The sequence below is a fragment of the Thioalkalivibrio denitrificans genome, from assembly GCF_002000365.1.
In the GTDB taxonomy this organism is placed as follows: Bacteria; Pseudomonadota; Gammaproteobacteria; order Ectothiorhodospirales; family Ectothiorhodospiraceae; genus Thioalkalivibrio_A; species Thioalkalivibrio_A denitrificans.
The window spans coordinates 42,470-55,489 of the sequence record NZ_MVBK01000010.1; the positions used below are offsets into that span (position 1 = coordinate 42,470).

The window sequence follows — 13,020 nt, forward strand, 5'->3', positions numbered from 1 at the left end:
TCATACGCTTTACCTGTGAAGAAACTGTTGGGGTAATCCAACTAGAAAGGCACTGTCGGCGGGCCCCAGTCGGATCCTCGGGGGCGTGCGCGGGCGATGGCGGCGCGGGGGTCGTCCCAGCCGTCACAGGCGTTTCTGCCCGGTCGGCCGCGATACCGGTTGAGCAGTGCCTTGCAACGGGCATAGAAACGGAAGAAGCGATGCACGCCCCGAAGTTCTGACTCGGTGGGCGGGCGGGTGGCGCAGATGAGCTTGTCGTCGGTCATGCCGCGATCGGTCAGCGAGATGGATGCATAGGCGTGCACCAGCAGTTCGCTGCCCAGGGGCAGGCGAGGGCCGAGCACGACGGCGTCCAGGAGATCCCCCTCCAGGCCGATGTAATCGGGCACGCATCCATAGTTCAGCGGGCAGGGCAGCGGAGAGATGAAATCCACCTCGCCGGAGCTTCCGCGCTTGAGGAAGCTCCAGCGGGGCACCTCGATGCGCACGCGCACCTGCGGCAGCGTTTCGCGGGGCTTCAGTTTCCTATCCGATCCTGGTTGCACAGGGATCTTCCGACGTCGTAAACGGTTGCACGTACTTCAGTGTACACGCACCGGCCCGTTAGAATGCCTCACCATGTCCATCGATGACCCCAGAGCGAACACACGGGCTTATCACGAGGTCACCAAGCATCGTCCCAACCACTATGCGCCCGGCCCCGGGCGCCTGGACTGGGTGAACCAGCCCGATCCGTTTCGACGCTTTCACGATGCCCCTGTGGTGCGTTTGCCGCTGGCGGCGAATCGTCTGGAGACAGCTTACGACGATCTCTATCGTCTAGGGACCGTTCCGGCCTGCCCGGTGGACATCGAACACGTAGCCATCCTGCTGGAGTTGTCGCTTGGTCTTTCGGCCTGGAAGTCCTACCGCGGGCACAGCTGGGCGCTGCGCTGCAATCCATCCAGCGGCAACCTGCACCCGACCGAAGGTTACGTGGTCTGTCCGCAACTGCCCGGGCTGGACGGCGGTGTCTGGCACTACCTCAGCGAGACGCACGCGCTGGAGCTGCGTGCACAGCCCGGGGAACCGGCGTGGTCGGAAGGGTTTCCGGCCGGAGGCGTGCTGGTCGGGCTGAGCTCCATCCACTGGCGCGAGGCATGGAAGTACGGCGCGCGCGCCTACCGGTATTGTCAGCACGACGCCGGCCATGCCCTGGCGGCGGTCCGATATGCGGCCGCGGCGCTGGGCTGGGGTGCGCGTCTGCTGGGGGAGTGGGATGACGATTCGCTGGCCGAACTGCTCGGATTGGACCGCGGCGCCGATTTCGGGGATGCGGAACACGAGGCGCCGGACGCCGTGTTGTGGGTCGGACCCGAGGACGTGCAGGTCAGTGACGGGGCGATCCTGCCTTTGTTGACCGGCGCCCGCTGGCATGGCGGCGCGAACCGGCTCAGCCCGACCCATGTGCACTGGCCGCAGATCGTCGCGGCGGAGGCGGCGGCCCTCAAGCTCGAGCCTGGAAGCGATTCGCGGTGGCAGTCACTGGAACAGCCGCCATTGATGCCGGTGCAAAGCGAGGTACATGCGGCGAACCTCATTCGTCAGCGTAGAAGTGCCGTGGCCTTCGATGGTGTGACCAGCATATCTGCCGATGTGTTCTTTCGTATGCTGGATACTCTGCTGCCGCGCGGCGGCATCCCCCCGTGGGATATGTTGTCGTGGGCGCCACGTGTGCATCCCGTATTTTTCCTGCACCGTGTGGATGGATTGGAACCGGGTGTGTACGTGCTGATACGACATGACGATGCACTGGAGCCTTTGCGCGATGCCATGCGCGAAGAGTGGCTGTGGCAGGCGGTGCCCGGATGCCCGGCGCACATTCCGTTGCGGATGCTGGCACCGCTCGATGTTCGTGACAGCGCGCAACTGATCTGCTGTCATCAGGATATTGCCGCCGACTCGGCATTCGCCGTGGGCATGATCGCGCAATTTCGCGATTCGATCGATGAGGCGCCGTGGTGGTATCGCCGGTTGCACTGGGAGGCGGGCGTGCTGGGTCAGGTTTTGTATCTGGAAGCGGAGGCCGCCGGTGTCCGCTCGACGGGCATCGGCTGCTTTTTCGATGACGAGATGCACCGACTGCTTGGCCTGCAGGACGATGCCTGGCAGACGATCTACCACTTCACGGTGGGCGGGCATGTGGAGGATACCCGGCTCACGACGCTGCCGCCCTATGCGCATCTCAAGGGCGGAGGTGGAGATGGGTGATGATAATGACTACCATCCCGGGTGGCGGATTTGCTTCGCCTTCGTGGTGCGCAAGCACATGAGGACCACGTGACCTGTGTTGGGGGTGATTTTGTCGACTCCATCACTCATTTGAAGTCCGGATGACCGGGGCTGACGGCGTCCTGTATGCCGCGGCCGGCGGACAAGGGTAGGATGAGGCATCGGTTGCATGATGGGATGCGGCCGTTACCGTTCCTGGAGGAGAGTTTCATGTCCATGTTTGATCTCGGTAAACGCAGTTCGGGCACACAGAAGGAGCAGAACGAAGAGGAGGATTTCCTCCGCAAGGTCGACATGCCCAGGCAGGGGGGGCTGCCGTCGCAAGGCGTTGGTCGCAGTCGCGATGCCGCCATCATCGGTCCGTCCATTCACGTGGAAGGAACGCTTCGCGGTGAAGAGGACCTGATCATCGAAGGCCGGGTGACCGGTACGGTGAAGCTTCACGGCCACAGCCTGACCGTGGGCTCCAATGGTCAGATCAGTGCCGACATCTACGCACACACCGTCGTGGTGGACGGGACGGTCGAAGGTGATCTCTACGGAGAGGAAAAGGTGGTCATCAGGAAGTCCGCGAACATTCGCGGCAATGTCACCTCGCCGCGCGTGAGCCTGGAGGAAGGCGCGCGCTTCAAGGGCGCCATCGAGATGGATGCCGAAGTGGTGGAGCAGGCCATGGGCACACGCAAGGCCAAGTCCGCAGGTACCGCCAGCACGACAGGCACTGCCAGTGCATCATCCCGTCCGGAAACCTCAACCGCCGCCTCGACGTCTTCCGCTTCCGGTGACAAGACAGCCGAAGCGGCGTCCGCCGGCAAGGCCGGCAGCGGGGCGGGTTGAACATCGGTTGCCGCATGACTGACGTACCGTGTCCGCGGTGACCGTCAACACAGGGAGCGCCGCCGGGCCTGGTACCGGCGGCGTTGCCGCGTCAACGGATGCCTTCCACGCGAAGCTTCTGGAGCAGGCCCTGCAGCCGTTGCTGGATGGCGAGCGGATGGAGGTGCTCGACCTGGGGAATGCGCACGGGGAGACCGTGGATTTCTTCAGTGGTCTGCGCGTGCGGTTTGCCGTGGCGGCCATCGAACAGGATCTCCGTGCGCTTGATGAAGTCGACGACGAGGACATCCTGGCGCTCCGGCTCAATGAGCTGCTGACGGAAGAACTCGTCGGTGGCGCGCGGGTCGTGCTGGCCTGGGATCTTCTGAACTACCTCCAGCCCAGGGTGATCAGTGCGTTCATGGCGCGGCTCGCCGACCTGCTCCCGGCAGGCGCACTGGTGCACGGGTTTGTGGCCTATGGCGTGAAAGCCTTGCCGGAGAATCCCCGGGCGCTGGTGATCTGCCGCCACGGCTGGTTGCGCACACTGACGCGTCCTGACGAGGCTACTCGGGATGTACGCAACCAGGCCGCGGGGAACCTGCAACGCCTGATGCCCGATTTCCGCATGATCCGCGCCATGCTGTTGCGTGACGGCATGCAGGAGTGCCTGTTCCGACGTTAGAAAACGGTCTGCCTGCCTGTTCAACCCGAATTGTTGCTGACAAGCAACACCATAAACCCGCTTAAAATTAGATAGTTAACGGCTTCTCCATACCACCTGTTGCTAGCAGGTGACAGCCCGTGGAGCAAGCATTCATGGGGCTTTCCCGGTTGCACCTGTAGTCAGCCGGTGACACCTTCGCCGCCCGTCCGGCCCGCTTCCCCACTCTCATGAACCCACAGAAATGCATTGATAAACAATGCATTAACTGCATTTTTTCGCCGTCCTGATCCGGCTGGCATCCATCTTGCCCCCTTGTGGCGTGTGACTCGTCGAGGACGACCGGGCATGCAGTGCCCTGCCTTGCGAGTCGCCGGCGCGTGCTTCGTTTGCCCGCCGGCGCCGAGCAGGGGGTGGTCACAGCGCGGCCGTGATGTCCGGGAACGGGCATCCACCGCGCAACGCCACGGGGCCGACGTCCGGTCCCGTCACAAGAGCAAACGTTTGAGGAGGGTAAGTCATGTTGATCAGGAAAGGTAAACGACCTTTGATCGGGGCCACGAGTGCGCTGGCCCTGATGCTGGTCGGTGGACAGGGCATGGCCCAGTTCGCCCCGGAGGAGCCGCAGCTGCACGCCTCGCACATGGTGCTGGCCCAGGCCGACACCGGCGTGAACTCGGGTGCAAACGCGGCAACCGGCGCCGAGGCCGCCTCCGGCGCAAATGCCGGAACGGCGGCTGATGCTGCGGCAGGTGCCAACGCCACCACCGGTGCCGATGCGGCCTCCGGTGCCAATGCGGGCAGCGCCGCTGACGCGGCGTCCGGCGCCAATGCAGCGACCGGTGCGGAGGCAGCTTCGGGCGCCAATGCCGCCAGCGGGGCTGACGCGGGCGCCGATGCGTCTGCTGGAGCCGATGCGGCAGCGGGTGCCGAGGCAGCCGGAAGTGATGCAGCGGCCGGTGCTGAAGCGTCTGCCGGCGCCACTTCGAGTGCCGACGGTGCCAGTGCGTCTGCCAGCTCAAGCGCTTCCGCCACCGCCACTTCGGGCAGTGACGGCAGTGCGTCCGCCAGCGCTGATGCCTCTGCCAGTGCCACCTCCGGTGGTGACGGCAGTGCGTCCGCCAGTGCCGATGCCTCTGCCGGTGCCAGTATCGGAGATGATGGCGGCAGCGCCTCTGCCGATGCGTCTGCCGGCGCAGAGGCGAGCAGTGGCACATCCGGTGCTTCCGCCGAGGCCGATGCTTCGGCCAGTGCTTCGAGCACCATCGATTCCGGCGCTGAAGGCAGCGCCAGCGTCGACAGCAGCGCGTCTGCCAATGCCGGTGCTTCCTCCGGTGACGCCTCGGCCGGTGCCGACGGTATCGCCAGTGGAGACAGTGGTGCCGACACAAGCGTCGATGGTGATGCGACCGCCGGTGTCGATGGTGCCGGCTCCGAGGGCGTGAGCAACGACAGCACGGTGGGTTCCACCGCAAGCGGCAGTGCCTTTGGCAGCAGCGATTCCGGTGAGCCCGTCTCGGTGAGCGCCGGTGCCCACGCCTCTGCCGGTGTGGAAACCAGCCCCGAGGGCGTGGTCAGCGGTACGGCGACCAGCGGTGCCGACGCCGATGTCAGTGCCGACACCGGCAGCGCCACCACCTCCGCTTCCGCGACTGGCATGTCCGGCGCCGAGAGCGGCGGGATCGGTGCTGACGCCTCCTCGACCACCGAGGTGGGTGCCAGCGCGGAAATCGCTGATTCCGGATCGGCCAGCAGCTCGTCCCAGGCCGGCGCCAGTGCCTCGTCCGTAGCCAACGAGCAGGGTGGTATGGCACTGGCCCAGTCCATGGGCATGGCCCAGGCCGGTTCGGTTGACGCGTCCGGTCTGAACCAGGCCGCCACTGCCGCTTCGTCCGCGGCCGCGGCCGCGTTCGGCATCGCCGCCGATGGCTCCGTGAATGCTGCGGTGTCCACCTCAGTCGAGGCTGCCGCTTCGGCCTCCCGTAACGCCGCCGAGGCGGCGCAGTCGGTGGCCCGGGCCAGCTCTGCGGCCGAGGCCCAGGCCGGCGTCGCCCAGGCGGGTGAGGCTGCGGCCAATGCTCAGGCCGCTGCCGAGGCAGCGGCCGAGGCTGCTAGCGCAGATGGTTCCGCCGAGGCTCAGGCTGCCGCCGAGGCGGCCGCGGAAGCGGCCAGCCATGCCCAGGTGGCGAGTGAAACGGCCGACGGCTTCGTGATCGCCCATTCCCGGTCCTGGTCCAGGACGGTGGAGACACCGCACATGACCATGAGTCTCGCCCGGAGCCACAGCATGGCCAATGCCCCGGGTGAGGGAAACGCCATGGCGCATTCCATGGCCAGGGCTCAGACCTTGAACACGCCGGGGAATACGTCCTCGAGCGCGATGGCCAGGTCCATGGCCAAGGCGGTGGGTGATGCAGAGGCCTACGCAAGTGCGGCTGCCGAAGCGACGGTCGACGCCGAGACGGCGGCGACTGCAGAGGCCGCCGCTGAAGCCACGGCGCGTGCCGAGATGGCCGCCGAGGCGGCGGCCGAGGCCGCAGCTGAAGCCTATGCACTGGCCAACGGCCAGGGTACGGCGGAAGCCGAGGCAGCGGCCGAGGCGGCCGTGGAGGCCGCGTTGATTGCCAGGGCCCAGGCGGAAGCCGCCGCCCGTGTGGTGATCGAGCCGGCCGATGAGCCCGATGCGGCCACGGCCTCTATCCAGTGATCCCCATGACTGGATGAGGGTGTCCAGCGGATGGACCGTGACCGGAGGGTCGGCGCATGCGTGTCGGCCCTCCGGTCAATCCCATTCGAAGGGACTGATCCAACGACTGAATGCGAGAGGTGGACATGTTTGAGCGTATATCGATTCTGATGATCGCGGTTCTGTTCGGCGTCTTCGCGTTGCCCGGGCTCCTGGCCCTGTCGCAGACCGCAGGTGCAGACGAACTGAAAGGAGAAACCATCATGGCGAGCAACCAGAACTCACGTGACGACCCGCGAGCCGGATCGTCCGGCTCAAGCGCCAATGCCGGCGCCACGTCGGGTTCACGAGCAAGTGCCAGCGCTCGCGCCACAGCCAGCGCAAATGCGCGTGGAGATTCTGACGCAAGCGCGAGTGCCAGCGCCAGTGCAAGCGCGTCGGCTTCAACGGACAGTTCCGGCAAGGGGGATTGTCGTGCCGAATCGTCCTCATCCGCAAAGGCCCGATCGGGGGATGAGTACGTCCACGACTCGGACAGGGATTCCGCACACAAGAAGGGTGAGGACTGCCGTGCAGAAGCGAGCTCCAGTTCGAGCGCGACGGCAGGGCCGCGCGACGAGCGGTGACCGGCGCTCGCCAGCCATGCCCGACTTTGCATCCACATTGATGGAGGACCGCAACAATGATGTACACAAACGCGGACCGATTGCTGCGCGCAGCCGCTGCAATCGTACTCATGACAACCCTGTCGGGGTGTGCCTGGATCGGTTTCGGCGGCGGTAGGGACGCACCCCCCGATGAACATGGTCTTTATGCCACTCACGGTGGCGACCTGCAGCGACTGGACGGCGACCGGGAATGGGAAATGGAGACCTGGGAAGTCCGATCCAATCTCTCACCGGGCACCGAGTTCGTGATCCGGCATCCGGAAGCGCGAGGAGATGCCGATTCCCTCAAGGAAATGATTCAGCTGCGCAGGGTGGCCTGGGTCAGGAGCGAGATCACCCGCGAGGGCGACATCGGCCCCGTGGACGGCAGTAGCTGGGCCGTGACCGAGGTGGACTCACTGCGCGTGCCGTTCACCGTCGAAACCATGGATGGGGAAGCCGGTGTCGTGCGCGTCATTCCGGATGATCGGCTGGAGCGTGGCCTCTACTCACTGCAGCTTCGTACTCGCAGCAACACGCTAAGTGCGCGGCTCGGTGTCGACTGGAACTCCGTGGACAGGCGCCAGTACTCCGCGACCCATTGTGTTGATCGCTATCTCGGCGAGGACACGCGTTACCGGCCCTGCGCACAACAGGAGCAGGCGCTTGCTTCCCGGTGGCTCAGGATTCACTTGGTGGAACCTGAGATGCGCGACGTGGCGGGGCAGCGAAGGCTCGTCGTCCAGGGTGTGGTCATCAATACCTCCGAGCGCAAGCGGCGAGTGCCGACCCTCGAGGCCCAGCTGCGTTCCGGTGACGGTGAGGTCCTGAAGCGCTGGCGCTTCGATCCTGCCACCGCCGAGCTGGAACCCGGCGATTCCGCGCGGTTCCGCGGAGAGGTCCCCGATCCGCCCTCAACGACGCGCAACGTGCACGTCACGTTCAGTTCCCTTGATGCCAGCTGATGACGCCAGATCCCTGGATCGGCACTTCCATATCAATCAGAACGGAGAATGCTTCAATGATCTTCAAGGCTGTGAAAAGAACAACACTCTGCAGCGCGGGTGTGCTGTGTCTTGGCCTGCTGCCGCATGTGGTGCATGGTTCGGCCTGGACGCGGCCACAGGGAAGTTTCCTGATCCTCGCGCCCGTGTCCTATACGGTGGCCGACGAGGCCTTCGATGACAGCGGCAACCGTGTGGATCGCCTGCGCTTCGAGATGGTGGAGTTCAGCCCGCTGATCGAATACGGCATGACCGATTCCATCACGGTTGGTATGCAGCCCAAGTACAGGCAGGTCAGCGTTGAGACGGCAAACGGCACCGTCACCAACTCCGGCCTGGCCGAGTCGGACTTTCTCGTGCGAAAGCGCCTGTGGAGCCGTGATCAGGCGTCCTTCTCGGTGCAGGGGCTGGTCAAGGTGCCCATCAATCCCGACGAGGATCATGAGGCCGCACTCGGCCGCGATCAGATGGACGCCGAGGTCAAGCTGGCCTATGGCAACCGGCGGCCGGCCGGAGCCGGGCGGATCTTCTACAGCGGTGAAGCGGGATTCCGCAAGCGCTTTGAAGGTCTCGACGACGAACTCTCCCTGAACGCCTTCTTCGGCTGGTCCCCGGGCGGTGCGTGGTCGTTCATCGCGCGCTCAGCCAATACCTTTGGTCTGGGCAGCGACGACAACAACGACGACGTGCTGACGGCCGGTCCAAGCTACACGCGCCACGACGCCCAGTTGATGACCAGCTACCGTATGGGCAATTCCGCCTCCCTCGTCGCCGGCGTGTCCCATACCTATGCCGGAGAGAACGTGGGTGCGGGCAACACGGGGTTTCTTGCCCTGACGATGCCGTTCTGACCTGGATCCCATGCCAGGGATGGCAGGTTTCCATGGTTGCAGCCTCGTTTCCCTTTCGGCGCAAGGCAGTCGATGGCGCCGTGCCCGGTTGCCGGGGTTCGGTGGATCCATCCGAGTGGACACGCACTTCCGAACCCCGCATGCTGTGAAGGCATGAGCGCCCTCCTGCAGCGTGTCTTCAATCTGCGCCGCGATGAACTGGTCCCTGTACTTCTCGCGGCGCTGTTCTTTTTCTGTATTCTCACCGCGTTAATGCTGCTGCGTCCCGCGCGTGATGCCCTCGGCATGCAGCGGGGCATCGAGGCGGTGCGCTGGCTGTTTATGGGCACCGCGGTAGTGACGCTGCTGGTGAACCCGGTATTCGGGCTGCTGGTGAGCCGCTTCCGCCGCCTGCATTTCATCTCGGCCACCTACACCTTCTTCGCGTTGAGCCTGGTCGGCTTCTACCTGCTCATGGTGATGGCGCCGGAGGCCGTGGGTGTGACCAGCGGGCAGGTGTTCTACGTGTGGTTCAGCGTGTTCAACCTGTTCGTCACCATGGTGTTCTGGGCGCTGATGGCGGATCGCTTTTCGCTGGAGCAGGGCAAGCGGTTTTTCGGGATGATCGCGGTCGGAGGGACCTGCGGCGCAATCTTCGGGCCCTGGCTGGCCTCGGTACTGGTACACCCCATCGGCACACCGGCACTGCTTCTGGTCTCGGCGGGGTTCCTGATGCTGGCGCTCGTGGCCGCCTGGATCGTGGCCCGTCTGCAGCCGGAACGACGCCAGGGCGCCGATGAGGACGATCCCGAGGCACCGCCGGCTGTCAGCGAGCACGCCATCATCGGCGGCAGCGCGTGGGAAGGGTTGCGGGCCGTGTTCCGGTCCCGGTACCTGCTGGGCATCGCCGCGTACGTGGTGATTCTGGCCATCATGGCCACGTTCATCTACTTCACCCGCCTGCAGATGGTGGCGGCACTCGGTGATGACGTGGACTTTCGCACCGCGTGGTTCGCGCGTATCGATCTGATCACGCAACTGGCGACGCTGTTCATGCAGGCCGTGGTGGCCGGGCACGTGATGCGCCGCCTCGGTGTGCCTCTGACGCTTGCCCTCCTGCCCGTCACCGTGTCACTCGGGTTCATCGGACTGGCGATCGTCGGTTCACTGGCGGTGCTGATCGCCTTCGAGGCCACGTTCAGGGCGGTGCAGCGGGCGCTCATGCGCCCGGCGCGGGAGACGCTCTATACCGTCGTGAGCCGGGAAGACAAGTACAAGTCGAAGGCCTTCATCGATACATTCATCTATCGGGCCGGCGACGTGGCCGGTGCCCAGGCAGAGGGCCTGCTGGGGCGCCTTGGCATGGGACTCGCTGCGCTTGCGAGCGTCGCGGTGCCGCTGGCCATCGCCTGGGCGATGCTGGGCATCTGGCTGGGACGCACACAGCGCAGGCTCGCTGAGGGCGCAGCGGAACCCAGAACCGTTTCCGGACTCGAACCCGTGGAACAGAGGAGGTAAGCAGGATGATCACACGTCGCCAGTACCTGAAGCTTGCTCTGGCCGCCGGGGTCTCCCTGGCCATTCCGGGTGGCATGCTCAAGGCCGAACCGCGTCGCGGGGAGCTGATCACCCGCGCCATACCCTCCACGGGCGAGCGGGTGCCCGCAGTCGGCCTCGGCAGCTCCGCCACCTTCGCGCAGGTGGCGCGCAGCGAGGACATCTCGGCCCTGCGCGAGGTGATGGGCGCCATGCTGGAACACGGCGGGACGATCTTCGACACGGCGCCGTCCTACGGCGACTCCGAGCAGGTCGCCGGGACGCTGGCCCAGGAACTTGGCATTACCGACCGGGTCTTTTGGGCCACCAAGGTGAACGTGGCCGGGCGCAATGGCGGCCGCGTCGACCCAGGGGCAGCACGCGGGCAACTGGAGGAGTCGTTCTTTCACCTGGGCACCGACGTCATCGATCTCATCCAGGTGCACAACATGGGTGACGTGCCCACCCAGCTGGGCCTGCTGAAGGAACTCAAGGAAGAGGGACGTGTGCGCTACATCGGCGTGACCACGACGTTTCCCCACCAGTATCCTGGACTCATCGAGGTGATGCGCCGCGAGCCCATCGATTTCATCGGCACCGACTACGCCATCGACAATCGCGAGAAGGAGAACGACATCCTGCCGCTGGCCCAAGACCGGGGCATCGGGGTACTGGTGTATGCGCCGTTCGGTCGTACGCGGCTGTGGGAACGCGTGCGCGGTCACGATGTCCCGGAGTGGGCGGCCGAGTTCGGAGCGCGCTCCTGGGCACAGTTCTTCCTCAAGTTCGTGCTGGCCCATCCTGCCATCACTGCCGCGACACCGGCCACCAGCCGCGCGCGCCACATGATCGACAACATGGGCGCGGCCTATGGCGGGTTGCCCGACGCCGATGCCCTCAAGCGCATGGTCGCGCATATCGAATCACTTTGACGGAAAGACGCATGATTCAATTGAATCCGGCCATCTGATGAACCCTGATGTCTGACTTGTCCGTCCGACGTACCTCGTCGCGTGATCAATGGGTGCATTCCCGCCTGGTAGGGCTCGTTGCTCTTTGCGGAGCGCTGCTGGTGTTGGGGCTGCTGGTCGGCTGCGACGGCATCCCCGGTCGTGGCGATGCGGTTCCGGAACACCAGCAGCGCGTCACCGATCCCGAGGTCCTGCGCCGCGGCGAGTCCCTGTACCACCAATACTGTGCGGTGTGTCATGGCGCCGAGCGCCAGGGCGCGGAGAACTGGCGTCGTCGCCTCCCGGACGGCACGTGGCCACCGCCGCCCCTGGACGGCAGCGGGCACAGCTGGCACCACCCCTTCTGGCAGCTCAAGGACATGATTCGTTACGGGGCGGAGGCGCGGGGTGGGCGGATGCCCAGTTTCGAGGACGTCCTCACTGACGAGGACATTGAGGCCATCATCGGCTGGCTGCAGTCGAAATGGCCGAAGGAGATCTTCGAGGCCTGGCGCGAATACGACGACAACCTGCCGACGCAGGAGGCCTGGGAGGCCCATATGGGTGCGCCCTGGGTGACGCACCCGGATCATCCCGACGCCGTTGAGCCGCCAGGTTGAAAGTGATGTGGCCGGGCGAAGTGTCGGCCGGTCAGGAGACGCCCACTCGTGACCAGTTACGACCGCCGTCACGCGTGCGCCAGATGGATTGTTGCCTCGCCTGCGTATCCACCATCACCGCGTACATCCGATCCGGATCCGCGGGGTCCACGTCCATATGCAGGATCACGCGGGGACCGAAATCGCGGCTGATGATCTCCCATTCCAGATCGTTCTCTGAAGCGCGCACCAGGCCCACGCCCACAATGAAGGCTTGAATCTGCCCGTCGTCGGTGACATGCACCTTGCTGACTGGCCGGGGCTCAGGGTGGGCTCGCGATGTCCAGGATCGTCCTGCGTCCGTACTCTTCCAGAGTCCCTGTTGTGTGGCGGCGTAGACGGTATTGACATCCCGTGCCGAAGCGGCCAGTGAGATCAGTCCGTCGGGCTGGCGGCCGACCCTTTCCCAGGAATGCCCGCCGTCCGTGCTGCGCTGCAGGCCGCGGTAGACCCCGTAGATGACGTCGGGATCCGCCTTGCTGACGTCCATCTGGTGGAAATCCACCGGGCCGTCCACGCCGTCCGCCCGTTTCTCCCATGACCGTCCGGCATCGTCCGAGACGATGAAACCGAGGTTTCCTCCCTGGGCGGGGTGACCACTGGCGAACAGAAGCTTGTCGGCCTGCGGGTGGGTCGTGAATCCCATCAGGTCATCTTCATGGTCGGAGATCAGCCAGGCACCGCCATCGGGTGACATTCCATACAAGCCGTGGTGGGTGGCGAGATAGATCAGCGACGGGTCATGGCGGGCGACGGCAATGCCGTGAAAGTGCGTGCGCTCCGCCAGCGCTGAGATGGTGGTGGTTTCCCGGGTGTCTGCGCCAAGCCCGCTGGAGGCAATGAGACAGGCCAGGGCGGCAGCCGCCAGGGTGCCGGGTCGATGTGTATTGAACATGGTCAGGTCTCCCGTGTGCTTCGTGATCCCGGAGGCGGCCCAATACGCGGCATTGTCGCTGA

Annotated in this window: 12 protein-coding genes; 10 read left to right on the plus strand and 2 right to left on the minus strand. The window is 65.2% G+C overall.

Features of this window, described 5'->3' with window-relative positions:
* Positions 1-41: 41 nt before the first annotated feature.
* On the minus strand, positions 42-545 hold the full coding sequence (locus B1C78_RS02045; protein WP_077277473.1) for an inorganic diphosphatase: 504 nt from the start codon (positions 543-545) through the stop codon (positions 42-44).
* A gap of 73 nt (positions 546-618) precedes the next feature.
* Between B1C78_RS02045 and B1C78_RS02050 the strand changes: the two genes are divergently transcribed.
* From B1C78_RS02050 to B1C78_RS02090, 10 genes are all read left to right on the plus strand, one after another.
* Positions 619-2,250: a SagB/ThcOx family dehydrogenase gene (locus B1C78_RS02050; protein ID WP_077277474.1), complete on the plus strand. Its 1,632-nt coding sequence runs from the start codon at positions 619-621 to the stop codon at positions 2,248-2,250.
* A gap of 231 nt (positions 2,251-2,481) precedes the next feature.
* Complete coding sequence (locus tag B1C78_RS02055) at positions 2,482-3,108, plus strand: bactofilin family protein (RefSeq protein WP_077277510.1); 627 nt, start codon at positions 2,482-2,484, stop codon at positions 3,106-3,108.
* A 28-nt stretch (positions 3,109-3,136) separates the two neighbouring features.
* Positions 3,137-3,772 carry a hypothetical protein gene (locus B1C78_RS02060; RefSeq protein ID WP_077277475.1) on the plus strand — a complete coding sequence of 212 codons (636 nt, stop codon included), beginning with the start codon at positions 3,137-3,139 and terminating at the stop codon, positions 3,770-3,772.
* Positions 3,773-4,271: 499 nt separating this feature from the next.
* Positions 4,272-6,458 carry a hypothetical protein gene (locus B1C78_RS02065; RefSeq protein ID WP_139349772.1) on the plus strand — a complete coding sequence of 729 codons (2,187 nt, stop codon included), beginning with the start codon at positions 4,272-4,274 and terminating at the stop codon, positions 6,456-6,458.
* 125 nt (positions 6,459-6,583) lie between these two features.
* The gene (locus B1C78_RS17310) at positions 6,584-7,063 is read left to right on the plus strand and encodes a hypothetical protein (protein WP_139349773.1); all 480 of its coding nucleotides are present in this window, start codon (positions 6,584-6,586) and stop codon (positions 7,061-7,063) included.
* 56 nt (positions 7,064-7,119) lie between these two features.
* The gene (locus B1C78_RS02070) at positions 7,120-8,049 is read left to right on the plus strand and encodes a DUF3426 domain-containing protein (RefSeq protein ID WP_077277477.1); all 930 of its coding nucleotides are present in this window, start codon (positions 7,120-7,122) and stop codon (positions 8,047-8,049) included.
* 71 nt (positions 8,050-8,120) lie between these two features.
* Entirely contained in the window at positions 8,121-8,939 is an 819-nt protein-coding gene (locus tag B1C78_RS02075) for a hypothetical protein (RefSeq protein WP_139349774.1), read from the plus strand.
* Positions 8,940-9,092: 153 nt separating this feature from the next.
* Complete coding sequence (locus B1C78_RS02080; protein ID WP_077277479.1) at positions 9,093-10,436, plus strand: NTP/NDP exchange transporter; 1,344 nt, start codon at positions 9,093-9,095, stop codon at positions 10,434-10,436.
* Positions 10,437-10,441: 5 nt separating this feature from the next.
* Entirely contained in the window at positions 10,442-11,386 is a 945-nt protein-coding gene (locus tag B1C78_RS02085; protein ID WP_077277480.1) for an aldo/keto reductase, read from the plus strand.
* Positions 11,387-11,433: 47 nt separating this feature from the next.
* A complete protein-coding gene (locus B1C78_RS02090) occupies positions 11,434-12,024 on the plus strand; it encodes a c-type cytochrome (protein WP_077277481.1) in 591 nt (196 codons plus the stop codon).
* 31 nt (positions 12,025-12,055) lie between these two features.
* Here B1C78_RS02090 and B1C78_RS02095 read toward each other — a convergent pair whose 3' ends face one another.
* Complete coding sequence (locus B1C78_RS02095; RefSeq protein ID WP_077277482.1) at positions 12,056-12,958, minus strand: WD40/YVTN/BNR-like repeat-containing protein; 903 nt, start codon at positions 12,956-12,958, stop codon at positions 12,056-12,058.
* Positions 12,959-13,020: the final 62 nt, after the last annotated feature.